The sequence below is a fragment of the Spirillospora sp. NBC_01491 genome (assembly GCF_036227065.1).
GTDB lineage: Bacteria > Actinomycetota > Actinomycetes > Streptosporangiales > Streptosporangiaceae > Spirillospora > Spirillospora xylanilytica.
The window spans coordinates 6,425,528-6,443,943 of the sequence record NZ_CP109432.1; the positions used below are offsets into that span (position 1 = coordinate 6,425,528).

General features: G+C 73.1%; 18 protein-coding genes. 8 read left to right on the forward strand and 10 right to left on the reverse strand.

Going from position 1 to position 18,416, the window contains the following annotated elements; translation table 11 throughout:
• Positions 1-10: 10 nt before the first annotated feature.
• The 3 genes from OHA34_RS29860 to OHA34_RS29870 all read right to left on the reverse strand — a co-directional run bounded on the left by OHA34_RS29860 (position 11) and on the right by OHA34_RS29870 (position 4,019).
• On the reverse strand, positions 11-1,288 hold the full coding sequence (locus tag OHA34_RS29860) for a serine/threonine-protein kinase (protein ID WP_285938045.1): 1,278 nt from the start codon (positions 1,286-1,288) through the stop codon (positions 11-13).
• A 101-nt stretch (positions 1,289-1,389) separates the two neighbouring features.
• The gene (locus OHA34_RS29865; protein WP_329519581.1) at positions 1,390-3,030 is read right to left on the reverse strand and encodes a fumarate hydratase; all 1,641 of its coding nucleotides are present in this window, start codon (positions 3,028-3,030) and stop codon (positions 1,390-1,392) included.
• A 38-nt stretch (positions 3,031-3,068) separates the two neighbouring features.
• Positions 3,069-4,019, reverse strand: a complete 951-nt coding sequence (locus OHA34_RS29870; RefSeq protein ID WP_329519582.1) for a DMT family transporter — start codon at positions 4,017-4,019, stop codon at positions 3,069-3,071.
• Between the two features lie 113 nt (positions 4,020-4,132).
• On the opposite strand from OHA34_RS29870, the gene pdxR reads away from it, so the two are divergent.
• Positions 4,133-5,599 carry a MocR-like pyridoxine biosynthesis transcription factor PdxR gene (gene pdxR / locus OHA34_RS29875; RefSeq protein ID WP_329519583.1) on the forward strand — a complete coding sequence of 489 codons (1,467 nt, stop codon included), beginning with the start codon at positions 4,133-4,135 and terminating at the stop codon, positions 5,597-5,599.
• Positions 5,600-5,629: 30 nt separating this feature from the next.
• Positions 5,630-5,863 carry a hypothetical protein gene (locus OHA34_RS29880; protein ID WP_285938041.1) on the forward strand — a complete coding sequence of 78 codons (234 nt, stop codon included), beginning with the start codon at positions 5,630-5,632 and terminating at the stop codon, positions 5,861-5,863.
• A 108-nt stretch (positions 5,864-5,971) separates the two neighbouring features.
• Here OHA34_RS29880 and OHA34_RS29885 read toward each other — a convergent pair whose 3' ends face one another.
• Positions 5,972-7,201, reverse strand: a complete 1,230-nt coding sequence (locus tag OHA34_RS29885) for an MFS transporter (RefSeq protein ID WP_285938040.1) — start codon at positions 7,199-7,201, stop codon at positions 5,972-5,974.
• Positions 7,202-7,368: 167 nt separating this feature from the next.
• On the opposite strand from OHA34_RS29885, the gene OHA34_RS29890 reads away from it, so the two are divergent.
• Complete coding sequence (locus OHA34_RS29890; RefSeq protein ID WP_285938613.1) at positions 7,369-7,977, forward strand: DUF1707 SHOCT-like domain-containing protein; 609 nt, start codon at positions 7,369-7,371, stop codon at positions 7,975-7,977.
• Positions 7,978-8,112: 135 nt separating this feature from the next.
• Here OHA34_RS29890 and glpX read toward each other — a convergent pair whose 3' ends face one another.
• Positions 8,113-9,147 carry a class II fructose-bisphosphatase gene (glpX, locus tag OHA34_RS29895; protein WP_285938039.1) on the reverse strand — a complete coding sequence of 345 codons (1,035 nt, stop codon included), beginning with the start codon at positions 9,145-9,147 and terminating at the stop codon, positions 8,113-8,115.
• Positions 9,148-9,327: 180 nt separating this feature from the next.
• On the opposite strand from glpX, the gene OHA34_RS29900 reads away from it, so the two are divergent.
• On the forward strand, positions 9,328-9,996 hold the full coding sequence (locus OHA34_RS29900; protein WP_285938038.1) for a TetR/AcrR family transcriptional regulator: 669 nt from the start codon (positions 9,328-9,330) through the stop codon (positions 9,994-9,996).
• Positions 9,997-10,016: 20 nt separating this feature from the next.
• The gene (locus OHA34_RS29905; protein ID WP_285938037.1) at positions 10,017-10,772 is read left to right on the forward strand and encodes a DUF4245 domain-containing protein; all 756 of its coding nucleotides are present in this window, start codon (positions 10,017-10,019) and stop codon (positions 10,770-10,772) included.
• A 69-nt stretch (positions 10,773-10,841) separates the two neighbouring features.
• Here the strand turns inward: OHA34_RS29905 and OHA34_RS29910 are convergent, their stop codons facing one another.
• Together OHA34_RS29910 and xseA are read right to left on the reverse strand one after the other, a co-directional pair.
• Positions 10,842-11,069, reverse strand: coding sequence for an exodeoxyribonuclease VII small subunit (locus tag OHA34_RS29910; RefSeq protein WP_329519584.1), 228 nt, complete (start codon positions 11,067-11,069; stop codon positions 10,842-10,844).
• 212 nt (positions 11,070-11,281) lie between these two features.
• Entirely contained in the window at positions 11,282-12,496 is a 1,215-nt protein-coding gene (xseA, locus tag OHA34_RS29915) for an exodeoxyribonuclease VII large subunit (RefSeq protein WP_285938036.1), read from the reverse strand.
• Between the two features lie 128 nt (positions 12,497-12,624).
• Between xseA and OHA34_RS29920 the strand changes: the two genes are divergently transcribed.
• Complete coding sequence (locus OHA34_RS29920) at positions 12,625-13,050, forward strand: MarR family winged helix-turn-helix transcriptional regulator (RefSeq protein WP_329519585.1); 426 nt, start codon at positions 12,625-12,627, stop codon at positions 13,048-13,050.
• 19 nt (positions 13,051-13,069) lie between these two features.
• Positions 13,070-14,299, forward strand: a complete 1,230-nt coding sequence (locus tag OHA34_RS29925) for an MFS transporter (protein WP_329519586.1) — start codon at positions 13,070-13,072, stop codon at positions 14,297-14,299.
• A 141-nt stretch (positions 14,300-14,440) separates the two neighbouring features.
• Here the strand turns inward: OHA34_RS29925 and OHA34_RS29930 are convergent, their stop codons facing one another.
• Positions 14,441-15,118 (reverse strand): hypothetical protein, encoded by a 678-nt coding sequence (locus OHA34_RS29930; RefSeq protein WP_329519587.1) that lies wholly within the window; start codon positions 15,116-15,118, stop codon positions 14,441-14,443.
• A gap of 245 nt (positions 15,119-15,363) precedes the next feature.
• Between OHA34_RS29930 and OHA34_RS29935 the strand changes: the two genes are divergently transcribed.
• Positions 15,364-16,329 (forward strand): 4-hydroxy-3-methylbut-2-enyl diphosphate reductase, encoded by a 966-nt coding sequence (locus OHA34_RS29935; RefSeq protein WP_285938033.1) that lies wholly within the window; start codon positions 15,364-15,366, stop codon positions 16,327-16,329.
• 21 nt (positions 16,330-16,350) lie between these two features.
• On the opposite strand, the gene OHA34_RS29940 is transcribed toward OHA34_RS29935, so the two are convergent.
• Both OHA34_RS29940 and OHA34_RS29945 read right to left on the reverse strand, forming a co-directional pair.
• Complete coding sequence (locus OHA34_RS29940; protein ID WP_285938032.1) at positions 16,351-16,905, reverse strand: DUF6542 domain-containing protein; 555 nt, start codon at positions 16,903-16,905, stop codon at positions 16,351-16,353.
• Positions 16,906-16,961: 56 nt separating this feature from the next.
• Positions 16,962-18,308 (reverse strand): DNA recombination protein RmuC, encoded by a 1,347-nt coding sequence (locus tag OHA34_RS29945; RefSeq protein WP_329519588.1) that lies wholly within the window; start codon positions 18,306-18,308, stop codon positions 16,962-16,964.
• Positions 18,309-18,416 lie beyond the last annotated feature (108 nt).

Genomic DNA, 18,416 nt, shown 5'->3' on the forward strand with positions numbered 1-18,416 from the left:
CCGCCGCCGCTCAGCGCCCGGCGGTCCGCCGCACGGTGTAGGTCTTGCGCTCGCCGGCCGGGCCTACCGGTCTCGGCTTGCCGTTGACCCAGACGTCGCAGGCCGCGCCGTCGTAGATCACCGCGTTGAGCCGGACCTGGTCGTAGGTGCGGGCGTCGCCCCTGGTCAGGGTCTCGTCGCTCAGCACGTTGGTCGCCGCGCCGGGCACCGACACGAATATCTTGCAGTCGGCGGTGCGGGCCCGGACCGTCAGCGTGCTGGTCTCGGTGCCCGCGGGCGGTGCGGCGGACGCGGGGGCGGTGGCGGCCTGGCGGACGGAGCCGCCGGTGGGGGAGGGCCCGGGGCTCTCCCGGGTCATCCCGACGATCAGTGCGGTGGCACCGATCCCGCAGGACGCGACGGTGGCGCAGATGAGCGCGATCACGGCGGCCATCCGGAGCTGCGGCGTCGCCGGGCGCCGCCCGGAGCGCGGCCCCGACATCGCCCGCTCGAGCCGGTCGACCGCGCGGGCGTGGCTGAGCCGGCGGGTCGGGTTCTTCTCCAGCAGCCCGGTGATGACGGGCCCGAGCGCCCCTGCGTTCTGCGGTGCCGGCGGCGACTCGTTGGCGAGCGCGCTGAGGGTGGCCATCACGTTGTCACGTTCGAACGGAGGCCGTCCCTCGAGCGCCGCGTACAGGGTCGCGCCGAGCGACCACAGGTCCGAGCGCGGGGTGGCGGTGTCGCCGGCCGCGACCTCGGGGGCCACGTAGGCGGGCGACCCCATGAAGTGCCCGGTCTTGGTCAGGCTCACCGAGCCGGACGAGAACGCCAGCCCGAAGTCGGTGAGCACCACCCGGTCGCCGTCCAGCAGCACGTTGCTCGGCTTGAGGTCGCGGTGCACGATCCCGGCGCGGTGCGCGACCGCGAGGGCGTCCAGCAGCTTGCGCCCGATGTGCGCGACGCGGTCGGGCGGGAGCCGGCCGGACTCCTCGATGAGCTGCTCGATGCTGGGCGCCTCGATCAGCTCCATCACGATCCAGGGCCGCCCCTGCTCGATCACCACGTCGTACACCTCGACGATGGAGTGCGTGCGCAGCTGCGCCGGCGCGCGCGCCTCGCGGAGGGTACGGCGGTAGAAGACGACCCGGTCGGCCTCGGTCAGGTCCTCGGGGAGCCGCAGTTCCTTGATCGCCACCGGGCGGTCGAGGAGGTCGTCATGCCCTCTCCACACGGTGCCGTTGGCACCCTGGCCTATCTCGGAGACCAGCCGGTAGCGCGTCGCGAGCACGAGGCGCTCTGACTGAGACATGGCCGAAAAGATACCGGAGTGAACATGTGGTCATCCGGGAGACCAAGGCACCAACTTGGATTTAGGTTTAATACTGTGACCTATTGGTGCTAGTCGGTCCGTTATCGCCGACCGATCGTCAGCACCGGGCCGCTGGTGTCGGCGAAGAAGTCGTCTCCCTTGTCGTCCACGACGATGAAGGCGGGGAAGTCCTCGACCTCGATCCGCCACACCGCCTCCATGCCGAGCTCGGCGTACTCCAGCACCTCGACCTTCTTGATGCAGTCCTGCGCGAGCCGCGCGGCGGGGCCGCCGATCGAGCCGAGGTAGAAGCCGCCGTGCGCCTTGCAGGCGTCGGTGACCTGCTGCGACCGGTTGCCCTTGGCCAGCATGACCAGCGAGCCGCCGGCCGCCTGGAACTGCTCGACGTAGGAGTCCATCCGCCCGGCCGTGGTCGGCCCGAACGACCCGGACGCGTACCCCTCGGGCGTCTTGGCCGGCCCGGCGTAGTAGACCGCGTGGTCGCGCAGGTACCGGGGCATCGCCTCGCCCGCGTCCAGCCGCTCCTTGATCTTGGCGTGCGCGATGTCGCGGGCCACCACCAGCGGGCCGGTCAGCGACAGCCGGGTCTTCACCGGGTACCGGGTCAGCTCGGCGCGGATCTCGTCCATCGGCCGGTTGAGGTCGACCCGCACCACCGCGTCGTCGAGGTGCTCCTCGGTGGTCTCGGGCAGGTACCGGGCCGGGTCGGTCTCCAGCCGCTCCAGGAACACGCCCTCGGCGGTGATCTTGGCGACGGCCTGCCGGTCGGCGCTGCACGACACCGCGATCGCCACCGGGCAGGACGCGCCGTGCCGGGGCAGCCGGATCACCCGCACGTCGTGGCAGAAGTACTTGCCGCCGAACTGCGCGCCGATGCCGAGCCGCTGCGTCAGTTCGAACACCTGCCCCTCCAGTTCGACGTCGCGGAACCCGTGGCCGAGCGGCGACCCCTCGGCCGGCAGCCCGTCGAGGTAGTGCGCGGAGGCGTACTTGGCCGTCTTCATCGCGTACTCGGCGGACGTGCCGCCCACCACGATCGCCAGGTGGTACGGCGGGCAGGCCGCGGTGCCGAGCGAGCGGATCTTCTCTTCGAGGAAGGCCAGCATCCGCTTGGGGTTCAGGACGGCCTTGGTCTCCTGGTAGAGGAACGACTTGTTGGCGCTGCCGCCGCCCTTGGCCATGAACAGGAACTTGTACGCGTCGCCGGGAGCGGCGTACAGCTCGACCTGGGCCGGGAGGTTGTCGCCGGTGTTCTTCTCGTCCCACATCGTGACCGGCGCCATCTGCGAGTAGCGCAGGTTGAGCTTGGTGTAGGCGTCGTACACGCCGCGCGAGACGTGCTCCTCGTCGCGGCCGTCGGTCAGCACGTGCTGGCCGCGCTTGCCCATCACGATCGCGGTGCCAGTGTCCTGGCACATCGGCAGCACGCCGCCGGAGGCGATGCCCGCGTTCTTCAGCAGGTCGAGCGCCACGAACCGGTCGTTCGGGCTGGCCTCCGGGTCGTCCAGGATCCTGCGGAGCTGGGCCAGGTGCGCGGGCCGCAGCAGGTGCGAGATGTCGCGCATCGCGGTCTCGGTCAGCAGCCGCAGCGCCTCCGGCTCGACCTGGAGGAACGTCCGGCCGTTCGCGTCGAACGTGGACACGCCGTCGGCGGTGAGCAGCCGGTACTCGGTGTCGTCGGGGCCGAGCGGCAGCAGGTCGGTGTAGGAGAACTCAGGCATCTCTGGCAGATCCTCGCGCGTCATCCGATGGGGCCGCCCTACAGGGTACGACCTCCCTCCGGCGCGCCCGCCTCCACGGGCTCGGGTACGGGCTCGGGCGCGGGTGCCGCCGCCGGACGGGGCGAGCGGACGCCGATCACCACCCCTGCGGCCACGAGTCCCGCGCCCGCGAGGTCGGCGGCGCTCGGACGGCCGAGGCCGAGCGCCATGGTGGTGGCCACCGCGCTCACCGGGATCAGGCCCGCGAACAGCCCCGCGCGGTCCGCCCCGAGCCGTCCGAGCGCGTCGTACCAGATCAGGAACGCGATGGAGGTGACGACCACCGACAGGTAGGCCAGCCCGGCGAACTCGGGGCCGGTCGGGACGCGCAGCACCCCCCGCCCGTCGGCGACGAGGCCCGTGACCAGCAGCATCGGGGCCGCGATCGCGGCGGAGTAGGCCGACACCCGCAGCGGGCCGAGCCGCGGCAGCACCGGCACCGCCAGCAGGGAGAAGCACACCTCGCCCCCGAGCGCGCCGAGCGACAGCAGCAGCCCGCGCGCGGTGCCCCCGCCGAGCCCGTTCGCCAGTGCCGCTCCGGCGGTCACCACGCACGCCGACACGACCACCGCCGGGGCGGGACGGCGGCGTTCCAGCAGCGGCCCGGCCAGCGCCATCACGATCGGGACCGTCGCGATCACCGTGCCGATGGTGGCCGGGCCGGTGTCGCGGGTCGCCAGCACGATGCACACGTTGAACGCCACCAGCCCGGTCGCCGCCAGCGCGGTCAGGTACGCCCACTCGCGCGGCGTGGGCCGGGTCCGGCGGCCGTCCCGGGCGGCGAAGCGGGCGACGAGGAAGAGGATCAGCGCGGCCACCGCGTAGCGGACGGCCTGGCCGCCGAAGACGGGGTAGCCGGCGATGGTCGCGGAGACGGCGGTGAGCGATCCGACGCAGGTCATCGCGGTCGCGGCGCCGAGCGTTCCGCGGGGGTTCGTGGGGCGGGTCATGACAGCGAACGCTATGAGCGGCTTGGTCTCTGGGACAGAGCCAATGACTCGTCCCTTCTGTGGACCAATGCGTGGTCTGTGACGCCCGCCGCCCCTCGCAGCGCTGACCTGATGTGACCGATCTCCATCTCCCTCTCGACCGCGCGGCCGGCCGGCTCGCCGCGCAGATCGCCGCAGGTCTCCGCGCGGCCGTCAGGTCCGGCCGGCTGGCCGCGGGGACCCGGCTGCCGTCCAGCCGCGACCTGTCCCGCGACCTGGACGTCTCGCGGGGCGTCGTGGTCGCGGCGTACGAGCAGCTCGTCGCCGAGGGGTTCCTGCTGTCCCGGCGCGGCGACGGCACCCGGGTCGCGCCGCTGGCCCGTCCGGACGAACCGGCGCCCCCGCGGGCCGGGACGGAGCGTCCCCCCGGCAGCCCCGACCCGTCCGGGGGCCCGTCCGGGCACCCGTCCGGGTTATCGCCTGGGGGCCCGCCCGGCGGCTTCCACCTCGACCTGTGGCCGGGCGCCCCCGACCTCGCCGCGTTCCCGCGCGGCCGGTGGCTGACCGCGGTCCGCGCGGTCCTGCGGACGCTCCCGAACGAGGCGCTCGCCTACCCCGACCCGGGCGGCGCCGGCGCGCTCCGTGCCGAGCTGGCCGGGTACCTGCGCCGGGTCCGCGCCGCGCACGCCGGGGCCGGGCAGATCGTGATCATGAACGGGGTGGCGCAGGGGCTGTCGGTCCTGGTGCGGCAGCTCGCCGGCGACGGGCACCGGCTGCTCGCCGTCGAGGACCCGACCAGCGACCGGCAGTTCCCGATGCTCGACGCCGCCGGCGTCCGGCTGGCCCACGTCCCGGTCGACTCCGAGGGCCTGGACGTCGCGGCGCTGGCCCGCACCGGGGCCCGCGCGGTCCTGGTCACGCCCGCACACCAGTACCCGACCGGCGTCGTCCTGTCGCCCGCCCGCCGGGCCGCGCTGATCGCCTGGGCGCGCGACGTCGACGGCCTGGTGCTGGAGGACGACTACGACGCCGAGTTCCGCTACGACCGCGAGCCGGTGGGCTGCCTCCAGGGCGTCGATCCCGAGCGGGTGGTGCTGCTCGGCTCGGTGAGCAAGTCGCTCGCCCCCGCGCTGCGGCTGGGCTGGGTGGTGGCCCCCCCGGGCGTGGCCGAACGGCTGCGCGCCCACCGCTCCCGCACCGACCTCGGCGGGCCCGTCCTGGAGCAGTACGCGCTGGCGGAGTTCCTCGCGTCCGGCACCTACGACCGGCATCTGCGCCAGATGCGGCGGCAGTACAGGTCGCGCCGCGACGCGCTCGCCGAGGCGCTGCGCGCGCACATCCCCGATGCCGTGGTCCACGGCGTCGCGGCGGGCATCCACCTCTACGTGGAACTGCCGCCGGGCTGCGACGAGCGCCGGGTGGTCACCGACGCGGCGAAGGCGGGCGTGGCCGTGGCGGGCGCCGCGCCGATGTGGTCGGGCGCGCGGTCCGCCCACGCGCCGCCCGCGCTGGTGCTCGGGTACGCCCGGCTCGGCGAGGCCCGCCTCGCGCAGGCCGCCGAGCTCCTGGGCACGGTGATTACCCACCGTGCCCAGGGGTAGGGGAACGTTCCCCGGTGTAGGAGGTACGGAATGAGTCTGGACGAGGCCGCACGGCAGCTCAAGATGGCCGTTCACGACGGGCAGGTGGCCTTCGACTGCGTCGGGCTCGGCGACCTGGATCGGGCGCAGGAACACGCGGTGACCGCCCGCGCCGCCGCCGACGCCGCGGAGGTCGCGCTGGCCCAGGCCCTCAAGGATCTGACGCCGGAGGAGGCGCAGAGCGCGGGTGAGAAGGCCGTCAGCGCCCTGGAGGAGAACGTCTGACCCCGCGCCCGCCCGCCCGGCGCCCGTCCTTCAGGGCCCGGGAGGCGGGCGCGCCGCGTCGTGCCGCGGCACGGCCGGGCCGCGGCACGGCCGGGCGGTGGGACGCGGTCAGGCGGTGGGACGCTCCGCCACCGGGACGTTCACGCGGGTACCAGGCACGGGGGCGGGCGCGAAGCCCTTGGCGGTGAAGAACACGACCAGGATCAGCACCGTCGGCACGATGAAGGCCAGCCGCAGCCCATGCGTGTCGCTGACCGGCGCGATGGCCCCGACCACGGCCGCGCCGAGGACGAACCCGACGTAGTTGAAGATGTTCACCCGGGCCACCGCGACCCCGAGCCCGGTCGGGTCGACCCGTCCGGCGGCGGAGAACGCCACCGGCGCGATCACGCTCAGCCCGAGGCCGGCGACCGCGAACGCCGCGATGGCCAGCGCCGCGTTCGGCGCCGCGACCACGCCGATCATGCCGATGATGCCGACCAGCCCGCCGAGCCGGACCACCTGCACCGCGCCCGAGCGGCGTACCCCGAGGTCGGCCACCGCGCGGCTGATCACCATCGCGACCTGGTAGGCGACGTAGCCGAGCGGCGCGATCCAGTCGCTGCCGGCCAGCTCGTCATCCAGGTACTTGGCGCCGTAGCTGGAGATCGCCGAGTCGGCGAGGTAGGCCACGGCCATCGCCGCGCCCACCACCAGGATCGGGCGCCATGGGACGTGCCGTCCGGCGGCCTTGAGCTCGGCGGCGGTCGGGCCGTCGCCCTCCTCGTCCCGGCGGTACAGCCGGCGGCCGGTCACCAGCGAGGCGGCCAGGCCGATCACCGCCGCGATCGCGAACCCGGTGAGCAGCGACAGGTCCAGCTTGTTGCTCAGCGAGGCCCACAGCCCGCCGGCGATGCCCGCGACGCTCCAGATCGCGTAGAACCCGGTGATCAGGCTGACCCCGTAGCGGCGCTCGACGGCGACCGCCTGGGCGTTCATCGAGGCGTCGACCGCGCCGACGAACAGGCCGAACAGCGCGACCGCCCCGTACAGCGCGGGGTCGTTGTCGCCGGTCAGGCCGATCAGGATGATGGTGACCGCGACGCCGGGCTGCGCCACCCGCAGCACCGGGCCGCTGCCCACGCGCGCGAACAGGAACCCCGACAGGACGCTGCCGAGGCCCGCGATCAGCGGCACCATCAGCAGCACCAGCGACAGGGTGGCGTCGCTCAGATGGTGGGTCTTCTGGATCTGCGGGACCTGGGTGACGAGCGAGGCGAAGCACAGCCCCTGGATGGCGAAACCGGCGTACGTGGCGAACCGCGCCTGACGGTCCCGCGTGGTGATGCCCTCGGCCATGAGGCATCCACCCTCTCTGCGCTGCGGAAGAATGTGAAGAAGATTCGCGTCAGCGTAGGGACAACTCGCCGCGCAGGTCAATCACGGCCGGACGGGGGCACGGCCGTCCGGCCGCCATTCTCGCCCGTCGCGACGACGGTGCCGGCCGCTAACCTTGAGGGGTGGAAATGCCCGATCGGCGCCCGCCCGCGGAAAAGGCGACGCGCGTACGCGACCTGCGCGCCTCCGACGCCGACCGGGAACGCGTGGTGGCCGTGCTCGGCGAGGCCCTCGCGGACGGACGGCTGAGCATGGCCGAGCACTCCGAGCGCATCTCGCACGCCTACGCGGCCCGCACGCTCGGCGAGCTGACCGGGCTGACCGGCGACCTCAGCCCCGAGGAGTCGCAGCCGATCCTGGTCGACGACCGGCCGGTCTCGGTCTTCTTCGGCCGCACCCGGCGCGAGGGCCGCTGGGTCGTCCCGGTGAAGCTGCCGGTGCTGGCGCTGTTCGGCACGGTCGAGCTCGACCTGCGCGAGGCGGTGCTCCAGCGGCGGCACATCGTGATCGACACGATGCTGCTCGGCGGCCGGGTCCGGCTGCTGGTGCCCGAGGGCGTCCGGGTAGACGTGACCGGCCGCACCGTCCTCACCACCAGGGACGTGCGCACCCGGCCGGCGGACCAGGGCCCCACGATCGAGATCGGCGGCACGCTGATCTTCGGGTCCGTGCGGGCCCGCGCGCCCAAGCGCGGCTTCCGCGAACGCGTCCGCGGCCGTCTCGGCCGCCGCGGCTGACAGTCCCGTCCGTCCGTCCGGCCCTCCGGCCTCGCGGCCGTCCGTCCGCCCGGCCTGCGGGACGCCCACAAGATCGGCGTTGATCCTGCGGTCGTCCGGACCGCCCCCCGGCGATGGCTCGGCTCGTGCGGCGGGTCAGCTCGCGGTGTCGAAGTTGATCGCGCTGTAGGCCCGCAGCTTGCTGAGCTGGTGCTCGCTGGAGACCGTGCGGATGGTGCCGCTGCGCGAGCGCATGACGAGCGAGTGGGTGAACGCCCTGCCCTTGTTGTAGCGCACGCCGTCGACCAGCTCGCCGTCGGTGATGCCGGTGGCGGCGAAGAACACGTCGTCGGAGGTGACCAGGTCGTCCGTGGTCAGCACCCGGGTCAGGTCGTGCCCGGCGTCGATCGCCTTCCGCCGCTCGGCGTCGTCCTGCGGCCACAACCGGCCTTGGATCACGCCGCCCAGCGCCCTGATCGCGCAGGCCGCGATGATCCCCTCCGGGGTGCCGCCGATGCCGAGCAGCAGGTCGACGCCGGTGCCCGCGCGGGCCGCCATGATCGCGCCGGCCACGTCGCCGTCCAGGATGAACTTGATCCGGGCGCCGGCCTCGCGGACCTCCTTGACGATCCCCTCGTGCCGGGGCCGGTCCAGGATCACCACGGTCACGTCGTTCGGCGTCGAGCCCTTGGCCCGCGCGATCGCCCTGATGTTGTCGGCGATGGGCCGCTCGATGTCGACCACGTCGGCCGCCTCGGGGCCGGTGACGAGCTTCTCCATGTAGAACACCGCGGACGGGTCGAACATCGAGCCGCGCGGCGCGACCGACAGCACCGCGACCGCGTTGTTCATGCCGAGCGCGGTCAGCCGGGTGCCGTCCACCGGGTCGACCGCGACGTCGCACTCGGCCCCGCTGCCGTCGCCGACCTCCTCGCCGTTGAACAGCATCGGGGCGTTGTCCTTCTCGCCCTCGCCGATCACCACCACGCCCTGCATGGACACGGTGTTGATCAGCTGGCGCATGGCGTTGACGGCGGCCCCGTCGGCGCCGTTCTTGTCGCCCCGGCCGACCCAGCGGGCCGCGGCCATGGCGGCGGCCTCGGTCACCCGGACCAGCTCCATCGCGAGGTTGCGGTCCGGTGCCGAGGGCTCGGTGGTCAGCGGGGAGGAAACAGTGGTTTCGTCGGACATGGCGATGCAGTCCCTTCGTCGTCGATGACCCGGATTCTCCGTGGGCCGGGTACCGGGCCACAAATTGGACCAGACCAGCGGGTGGGCGGCGAGGCTCCGACACCCGGACGCGGCCGGTTTTGCCGGCTGCCCGCGCAAGGGATCGTTTCCCACGCGGAAGAGGGCGTAATCTCAGCACTCATGAGCAGCGACATGGATGTCTCGTCCGACGGGACGGCCGCCTCGGGCGACGGCGCGCCCACGCCGGACGCGCCCGTCCGCACCTCCGACCGGGGGGCCGCGACCCGCGGCGCGCTGCTGACGGCGGCCCGGGACGTCTTCTGCGAGGCCGGTTTCGCGCAGGCCGCCGTGACCGACATCGTCGCCAAGGCCGGGGCCAGCGTCGGCAGCCTCTACCACCACTTCAACGGCAAGGCCGACCTGTACCTGACGTTGTTCGAGGAGTTCCAGGGCCGCCAGCAGGAACGCACCCGCGAGGCGATCAACGCCGTCCGGGACGCCGGCGAGACCGACCCGATGCGGCAGTTCATCGCCGGCGCCGGCGCCTACCTCAACGGCTGCCTGGAGGAACGCGACGTCGCCCGGCTGTTCATCTCCGGCGACGGCCCGCCCGGATTCGACCGGGTGATGCGCCAGCGGCTCAACCGGTGGGCCCGCCGCAACGCCGCGCTCTTCCACACCTCCGACGGCGGTGTGGACGAGCCGCTGGTCATCGTGCTGACCGGAGCGATGGCGGGCGCGGTTTCGGAGGTCTCGCTGATGGACGACGACGGTGCCTCGCGCCGCCTCGCCGACAAGATCATGGCGATCGTGGGGACGATCCGGAACCCCGGTACGGAGCAGCGCTGACCGTGCGGGATCCTGGAAGGGTGACCGACAAGACCCCTTCCCCCGTCCCCGCCCCCGCGCCGGAGGCTCAGGACGGCCCGGACGCCCCGGAGGCGCGCGACGGCCGGGGCGGCGAGAGCGTCCCGGAGGCCCGGGGCGGTCCGGAGCCGACGGAGGGCGCGGCCGGACGGCCCTCGCCCATCCCGGTGAGCCCGGCCGTGCACAAGCGGCTGACCAGCGGGCTCGGCGGCTTCAGCCTCGCGATCGGCGCCTGCCTGGCGCTCGTTGCGGTGATCTACCTGATCACGCCGCGCAGCGACAACGAGGTCCTGCCGACCGTCGACTACAGCTCGCAGCAGTGGGCGCTGCGCAATGACGCCCCGTACACCTCGTACGCGCCCGAGGGGCTGCCGGTCGGCTGGCGGCCCACCAGTTCGCGGCTGCACGGCCTGGACGGCGGCGGCAAGGCGCCGGTCGCCTGGCACCTCGGGTTCGTCACGCCCACCGACGAGTACGCGGCGCTGGAGCAGAGCAACGAGAAGGCGTCCGAGTACGTCCCCCGGATGACCAACAACAAGAACTCGCTCGGCACCCAGCAGATCGGCGGCGTGAGCTGGGCCAAGTACTACCGCAAGGACAAGAAGGCCAACTCGCTGGCCCGCACCTTGCCGGACGGGGTGAGCCTGGTCGTGACCGGCACCGCGTCCTACGACGAGCTGGCCGTGCTGGTCGCCGCCCTCAAGCCGCAGCCGAAGAAGGCCGCCCCGCTGAGCCCTTCGGCCACGCCCGGCTCCTGAGCGGATCCCCGCGGACGCGCCGAGCGGGCGTGAGCCCTCGGTCGTGCGGTTCCGCCCTTCCCCGGCAGGTCAGAAGGGGGTGGGGGCGTTCTGGTCTCCGCCCTCCGGCGCGGCCATCGTGGCGGCCAGCCGGGCGCGCGCACCCTCCAGCCACTCCTCGCAGGTCGCCGCGAGCTTCTCGCCCTGCTCCCACAGGCTCAGCGACTCCTCCAGAGTCAGTCCGCCCGCCTCCAGCCGCTTGACGACGTCGGTCAGCTCGTCCCGCGCCTGCTCGTACGACATTCTCTCTTCGGCCACGCGAACCCTTCCTCTTCCCCGCCCACCGTCGGGTCCACCCTAGGGTGTGTTTTCCAAGCCCGGCCCGGCTTCCTCGCCTGGCGGCTCGGGCGCCGACTACGCTCGGGCGAACGCGACATCGCTTCGCGATCTGGCCGGTGAGGCTCGTCTCCGGCAGGCCCCGCCGGTCAGGTGACGCGCTCGCGCGACGGCTGAGGCCACTTTGAACAGACCTAGGACTCGGCGGGACCCGACACGGTCACGGTCAACCGGCCGTCGGCCAGCCGTAGCAGCAGCTCCTCGCCGCCGGGCACGCCCGCCGCCTCCCGGACGACCGCCCCGTCCGCGCGCTGCACGATCGCGTATCCGCGTTCGAGCGTCGCCGCGGGGGACAGGGCCAGCAGCCGCGCGCGCGTATGGGACAGCTCGTCGCCGGACCGGTCGAGCGCCCCGGCCAGGCAGCGCCTGGTCCGGTCGCGCAGGGCGAGGACCCGCTCGGACTGCCGTTCGACCTCCCGGACCGGATCGGCGAGCGCGGGCCGCGACCGGACCGCCTTCAGCCAGGCGGCCTCCCGTTCGAGCCCGCCCGCCAGACAGCGCCGGCCGCGGTCGCGGAGCTGCCGGACGAGCTGGAGCTGCTCGCGGACGTCCGGGACGGTCTTCTTCGCCGCGTCCGTCGGGGTGGAGGCGCGCACGTCGGCGACCAGGTCGAGCAGCGGGGCGTCCTGCTCGTGCCCGATCGCGCTGACCACCGGCGTGCGGGCCGCGGCGACCGCGCGGACCAGGGCCTCGTCGGAGAACGGCAGGAGGTCCTCCATCGCGCCGCCGCCGCGGGTGATGACGATCACCTCGATCTCCGGATCGGCGTCCAGCCTGCGCAGCGCCTCCATCACCTCGCCGACCGCGTACGAGCCCTGGACCGCGGTGTTCTCGACCTGGAACGCCACCGCGGGCCAGCGCCGCCGCGCGTTCTGGAGCACGTCGTGCTCGGCGTCGGAGTCGCGCCCGCAGATCAGGCCGATCCGGCCGGGCAGGAACGGCAGGGGGCGCTTGCGGTCGGGCCGGAACAGGCCCTCGGCGGCGAGCACCTGCTTGAGCCGCTCCAGCCGGGCCAGCAGCTCGCCGACCCCGACCGGACGGACCTCCAGCGCGCTGAGCGAGAACGTGCCCCGGTTGATCCAGAAATCGGGCTTGGCGTGCACCACCACGCGGGCGCCGTCGGTCACCGCGGGCCCGGCGGCCTCGACGACCGCGCGCGGGCCGACCACCCGCACCGACATGTTGGCGACCGGGTCGCGCAGAGTCATGTAGACGGTGCCGCCGCGCGCGTTGAGGTCGGTGATCTGCCCTTCGACCCAGATGCGGCCGAGCTTGCCGATCCAGCCGCCCACCGCCTGCAGCACGGTCCGGACCGGTACCGGGGACTCCGCCGAGGTCTCCATTGCCATGTCAGGCAGCCTAAGGGCGCGGTGGCGGCGGTACGGTCGCACCGCCCGGAGGTGGGGACCGCCGGTGCGGCGATTTGGATAGTTAGCTGACCTAACTTAGACTGGCTAAGTAATTCGAGGAGACAACCGTGACCGACACCGACCGCGCCCTGGCCCAGCAGCTGAACGGCCGCCTGCGCGACGTCGTGCTGATGCTCCGGCGGGTCAACGCCGACCAGCCGATCACCACCCAGCAGCTGTCGGTGCTCGGCTCCCTGGAGGCCGGTCCGCGCCGGATGACCGAGCTGGCCGCCGAGCACGGCGTCCGCCTGCCCACCATGACGGCGCAGATCAACCGGCTCGAACGCGACGGGCTCGTCGCGCGCGGCCGGGACACCACCGACGCCCGCGTCGTCACCGCGGGGCTCACCGCGCCCGGCGTGGAACGGCTGCGCGCCGGACGGGAACGCCGCCTGGAGTTTCTTACCGAGCGGTTCGCGGTCCTCAGCGACGAGGAGCGCGCGGCCGTCGCCGCGGCGCTGCCCGCCCTGGACAAGCTCTTCGCCGCCTCCTGAACCTGAGAGGAAGGTCCCCATGCACGCACAGCCCCCCGCACGAACCAAGGGCGGCGGGATCCTGCGGCAGCCGATGTCGGTCTGGGCGACCGCGTTCGCCGCGGTCGTCGCCTTCATGGGCATCGGGCTCGTCGACCCCATCCTGCCCGCGATCGCCAAGAACCTGGAGGCGTCACCGAGCCAGGTGTCGCTGCTGTTCACCAGCTACTTCCTGATCACCGCGGTGGCGATGCTGGTCACCGGCTGGGTGTCCAGCCGGATCGGCGGCAAGCGGACGCTGATGATCGGGCTGACCCTGGTGGTCGCCTTCGCCGCGCTGGCCGGAACCTCCGACTCGGTCGGGCAGCTGATCGGCTTCCGCGCCGGCTGGGGCCTCGGCAACGCGCTGTTCGTCGCGACCGCCCTGGCCGTCATCGTCGGCGCCGCCTCCGGCGGTGCCGAATCGGCCATCATCCTGTACGAGGCCGCGCTCGGCCTCGGCATCTCGATGGGCCCCTTGGTCGGCGCCCTGCTGGGCGACATGAACTGGCGCTACCCGTTCTTCGGCACCGCGGTCCTGATGGCCGTCGGCTTCCTGCTCATCGCGACCCTGCTCGGACCGACGCCGAAGCCGGCCGAGAAGACCCGGCTGAGCGCCCCGATCCGGGCCCTGGCCCACGGCGGCCTGGCCACCACCGCGTTCACCGCGCTGTTCTACAACTACGCCTTCTTCACCATCCTGGCGTTCACCCCGTTCGTCCTGGACATGGACGCGCACGGCATCGGCCTGGTGTTCTTCGGCTGGGGCGTGATGGTCGCGCTGGCCTCGGTGTTCGGCGCCCCGCCGCTGCAACGCCGCTTCGGGACGGTCCGGGTGATGCACACGGGGCTCGCCCTGCTGATCGTGTTCCAGCTCGGCCTCGCGGTCTCCGGGCACACCGGGATCATCATCTGCACGATCCTGTCGGGCATCCCGATCGGCCTGAACAACACCGCGTTCACCGAGGCCGCCATGGAGGTCTCCGACCACCCGCGGCCGGTCGCCTCGGCGGGCTACAACTTCGTCCGCTGGCTGGGCGGAGCCCTCGCCCCCTACATCGCCACCAAGCTGGCCGAAGAGGTCGACTCCTCAGTGCCCTACTACGCGGGCGCGGCCTGCTGCGCCGTCGGCATCGCCATCCTCGTGAAGCGCCGCCGCCACCTGGGGACGCTGGACCGCGTCGACATCGACCACGCTTTCCAGGACACCCCCGAACCGGCCCGCGGCTAGGGCGTGTTTCAAAGCCCGGCCCGGCCTCCTCGCCTGGCGGCCCGGACGCCGACCGCGCTCGGGGTGAGCGCGACATCGCGCTCGCGCGACGGCTGGGCACTTTGGGACGGGCCCTGGTCGGCAGGGTTTCCGTGGGGCGGGTCAGCCGTTGCCGTTGAGCTTGGCGATGCGGTTCTCGTACATCTTGATGACGTCGGGACGCGCGGCGTGCTTGCGCTCGTACTCGCGCAGCAGCTTGACCTGGTCGGTGGACAGGCCGCGCAGGCGGGCGCGGAGCTGCGGGAGCGTGGCCTCGTCGTAGTTCGGCACCGGCAGGTCGGCGGTGAGGTGCTCGACCTCGGCCTGCGCGGCGGGCTTCACCTCGGGCTTCGGCTCGAACGCGGGCTTGCCGGCCGGGTCCGGCCGGTCCTCGGGCTCGGCCTTCGCCGCCGGCTCGGGGGCCGCGGGCTTGCCGACCGCGATCTCGGAGTTGGACTTCGGGCGGGCCGGACGCTCGGTGGCCCGGGGCCGGGGCCGGGGCCGTGGCCGGGGGGCGGGCTCGGGCTCGTCCTCGCCGCCCTTGACCCGCTCCACCACCTGGCCGACCACCTTCTCGGCCGTGCTCTGGACGTCGGTGCGGAGCCGGTCGAGGACCGGGCGGACGCCGCCGCCCTCGGTGATCTCCTTGTAGTCCTTGGTCACCCGGTCGCTCAGCAGCAGGGCGCGGCCCACCCCGAACATGGCCAGCCGGACGGCGTGCAGCGGGAGGTCGCGAACCTGTTCGCCCACCGTGTCCTGCACCTGCTGCTTGAGGCGGCGCGGCGATTTCGTCATCGACATCCCTCTCCCTGCTGGCCTGACCACCGGACCGGGCCGAGTCGGCACCGTCTATCGAACCTCACTCTGCCGCACTGGTGCGATATCGGTCACCCCGGGTTAATGGATTTCTGTCCAAAAGATGCGTGCGGTGGGTCACATGGCGGGCTTCACCTGTGCTTCGGGCCCGGTGGCGCGGGCCTTCGCGGTCCCGGCGGCCGGGCGCCCGCGCGGTGCGGGAGGGCCAGCTCGACTCGTACCATGGGGGGATGACCTCGAACAGCCAGCGTCGTGTCCTGCTCGCCAAGCCGCGCGGTTACTGCGCCGGCGTCGACCGAGCGGTCGAGGCGGTCGAGATCGCCCTGGAGAAGTACGGGGCGCCGATCTACGTGCGCAAGCAGATCGTCCACAACGTGCACGTGGTCAAGACGCTGGAGGAGCGCGGCGCGATCTTCGTGGACGAGACCGAGGAGGTCCCGCGGGGGGCCATCGTGGTGTTCTCCGCGCACGGCGTCGCGCCGTCCGTGCACGACGAGGCGCGCGGCCTCGGCCTGCGCACCATCGACGCGACCTGCCCGCTGGTCACCAAGGTCCACAAGGAGGCCGTGCGGTTCGCCGACCAGGACTACGACATCCTGCTGATCGGGCACGAGGGGCACGAGGAGGTCATCGGCACCACCGGCGAGGCCCCCGACCACATCCACCTGGTCGACGGCCCGGACGACGTGGCCAACGTGCACGTCCGCGACCCCGAGAAGGTCGCCTGGCTGTCGCAGACCACGCTGTCGGTGGACGAGACGGTCGCGACGGTCGAGAAGCTGCGCGAGCGGTTCCCCAACCTGATGGACCCGCCGTCCGACGACATCTGCTACGCCACCCAGAACCGGCAGACCGCGGTCAAGGAGATGGCGGCCGGGGCCGAGCTGGTCATCGTGGTCGGCTCCACCAACTCCTCCAACTCCGTCCGGCTGGTCGAGGTCGCCAAGGAGCACGGCGCCGACGACGCCCACCTGGTCGACTACGCCGACCAGATCGACCCGGCCTGGCTGGAGGGCGTCACCACGGTCGGCGTCACCAGCGGCGCCTCGGTGCCCGACGAGCTGGTCCAGGGCGTCCTCGCGTGGCTGGCGGCCCGCGGCTACGGCGAGGTCGAGGAGATCGAGTCGGTGCAGGAGAAGATGCGCTTCGCCCTCCCGCACGAGCTGCGCAAGGACCTGCGCATCACGCCGGTCTGATCCCGCGACCGCGGAGCACGTCTAGTCGACGTCGCCGTGGGGGAGGCGGGGGCGTTCGCGGGTCGCGGCGGGTGACTCGTCCCAGCGGACCGGGTCCTCGTTCTCCTCCTTCTCGAACAGCCGGCTTCCGGCGAGCTTGCCGCGCAGCTCCCGGACGTTGGCGATCAGCCCGCGGGGGGCGCCGATCACCAGCACCAGCGCGGTGCCGAGGAACAGCCCCGGCGCGGTCGCGGCCAGCGCGGCCAGCACCCCGACGGCGACGCCGCGCAGCAGCGATCCGTCCCCGAGCGTGGTGAGGAACACCGTGGCGATCGTCGCGGCGAGGAAGATCAGCGGTGGGCTGACCGCGATCGTGAGCAGGTCGGCCGGGCGGGTGGCGAACGCGGCCAGGACGCAGCCGAGCACGAACCCGGCCCCGGCGAGCAGGCCCACGTCGAGCCAGCGCGACAGCAGCCCGCCGAGCAGCCCGACGCCGAACATGACCACGATGCCGCCGCGGCCGGTCAGGGCGGCGGCTCCCGCCGCGGCGGAGCCCGGGCGCTTCCGCGAGGTCGAAGCGCCGCGCCGACGTCGCACAGGACCCCCAGGGGACGGCGAGGCGCCGCCGGGCGCGTCGCTTGCCGTCGATGTACTCATTGCCACCTCTCTCGCCGATCAATCTGATCAGGGATGGCCCGTCCGCCGAAACCTACCGGTTCCGCGGCCGGATCAGGCGCCGGCCGGGGGCCGCCGAGCACAGGCGGGGCGCCGTCTCCGGGCTCGCCCGGCCCCTCCTCGTGGGCGGTGAGCTCGGCGGCCGACGGCGAGCGCGGGCTCTCCTCGACCGGACGCGGCCCGTCCAGGGACGTCTCGACCACCCCGAGCTCGTTCAGCTTGCGGGCGCTGACCAGCACCCGCGACTCCAGCGAGCCGACCGTGCGGTTGTAGGACTTGATCGCGCCGGTCAGCGAGCGGCCCAGCTCGTCCACGTGCTGCCCCATCGTGCCGAGCCGCTCGTACAGCTCCTTGCCCAGCTCGAACACCGCGCGGGCGTTGCGCGACAGGGCGGCCTGCTGCCAGGCGTACGAGGCGGTGCGCAGCATCGTGATGAGCGTGGTGGGCGTGGCGATGTGCACCCGCTTGCGCATCGCGTACTCCAGCAGCGCAGGGTCGTGGTCGAGCGCCGGCGCCAGGAACGCCTCACCGGGGATGAACAGGACCACGAACTCGGGCGCCGGGCTGAACGCCGTCCAGTAGGACTTGGCGGCGAGCCGGTCGACGTGGTCGCGCACATGCCGCGCGTGCGCCTCCAGCCGGACGGGGTCGCCGGTCTCGGCGGCCTCCAGGTAGGCGGCCAGGGAGACCTTGGAGTCGACCACGATGTTCTTGCCGCCGACGAGCCGGACGACCATGTCGGGCCGGACGGTGCCGGTCCCGGTGACGGCGCTCGCCTGCTCGTCGAAGTCGCAGTGGGAGGTCATCCCGGCCAGCTCGACGACCCGGCGGAGCTGGAGCTCGCCCCAGCGGCCCCGCGCCTCGGGGCGTTGCAGCGCCCGGACGAGCGTGCGCGTCTCGCCGCGCAGCTGATCGGAGCTCTGCCGGACGAACTCGACCTGCTTGGCCAGCATCGCGTGCGACTCGCGGCGTCCGGTCTCGACCTCGCGGAGCTGCTCCTCGACCTTGGCGAGGGTCTCGCGGAGCGGGGCGACCAGATGCTCGACCGCCTGCTCGCGGCGCTGGAGCTCGCCCGCCGCCTCGGCCCCGGCGGTCTTGAGGCGGGCGTCGGCCAGCTCCAGGAACCGCTGGTTGCTGGCGTCCAGGGCTTTGGCGGAGAGGTTCTCGAAGTGCCCGGCCATCCGCTCCTCGGCGTAGGCCAGCTTCTCCTCGGCCGCCCGCGCCCGCGCGATGAGCGCGCCCTGCCGGGCGGTGGCGACCGCGAAACCGAGGACCACTCCGATGGCGACCCCGATGGCGAGGCCGGCGAGCAGCGCGAGGTCCATCCGTTCATCGTGACAGCGGACGCGGAGAGCGCCGCCGCGACGCGCCGAGGCTGCTGGCGGACCGGTGCAATTAGCCTCACCGTTGACCAATGCTCTGAACCGGGACGT

What these genes read in the sequence shown, in the direction of transcription:
- OHA34_RS29860 (WP_285938045.1), bottom strand. Translation starts at nt 1,288, where the DNA reads ATGTCTCAGTCAGAGCGCCTCGTGCTCGCGACGCGCTACCGGCTGGTC.
- OHA34_RS29865 (WP_329519581.1), bottom strand. Translation starts at nt 3,030, where the DNA reads ATGCCTGAGTTCTCCTACACCGACCTGCTGCCGCTCGGCCCCGACGAC.
- OHA34_RS29870 (WP_329519582.1), bottom strand. Translation starts at nt 4,019, where the DNA reads ATGACCCGCCCCACGAACCCCCGCGGAACGCTCGGCGCCGCGACCGCG.
- OHA34_RS29880 (WP_285938041.1), top strand. Translation starts at nt 5,630, where the DNA reads ATGAGTCTGGACGAGGCCGCACGGCAGCTCAAGATGGCCGTTCACGAC.
- OHA34_RS29885 (WP_285938040.1), bottom strand. Translation starts at nt 7,201, where the DNA reads ATGGCCGAGGGCATCACCACGCGGGACCGTCAGGCGCGGTTCGCCACG.
- OHA34_RS29890 (WP_285938613.1), top strand. Translation starts at nt 7,369, where the DNA reads ATGCCCGATCGGCGCCCGCCCGCGGAAAAGGCGACGCGCGTACGCGAC.
- glpX (WP_285938039.1), bottom strand. Translation starts at nt 9,147, where the DNA reads ATGTCCGACGAAACCACTGTTTCCTCCCCGCTGACCACCGAGCCCTCG.
- OHA34_RS29900 (WP_285938038.1), top strand. Translation starts at nt 9,328, where the DNA reads ATGAGCAGCGACATGGATGTCTCGTCCGACGGGACGGCCGCCTCGGGC.
- xseA (WP_285938036.1), bottom strand. Translation starts at nt 12,496, where the DNA reads ATGGCAATGGAGACCTCGGCGGAGTCCCCGGTACCGGTCCGGACCGTG.
- OHA34_RS29925 (WP_329519586.1), top strand. Translation starts at nt 13,070, where the DNA reads ATGCACGCACAGCCCCCCGCACGAACCAAGGGCGGCGGGATCCTGCGG.
- OHA34_RS29930 (WP_329519587.1), bottom strand. Translation starts at nt 15,118, where the DNA reads ATGTCGATGACGAAATCGCCGCGCCGCCTCAAGCAGCAGGTGCAGGAC.
- OHA34_RS29935 (WP_285938033.1), top strand. Translation starts at nt 15,364, where the DNA reads ATGACCTCGAACAGCCAGCGTCGTGTCCTGCTCGCCAAGCCGCGCGGT.
- OHA34_RS29945 (WP_329519588.1), bottom strand. Translation starts at nt 18,308, where the DNA reads ATGGACCTCGCGCTGCTCGCCGGCCTCGCCATCGGGGTCGCCATCGGA.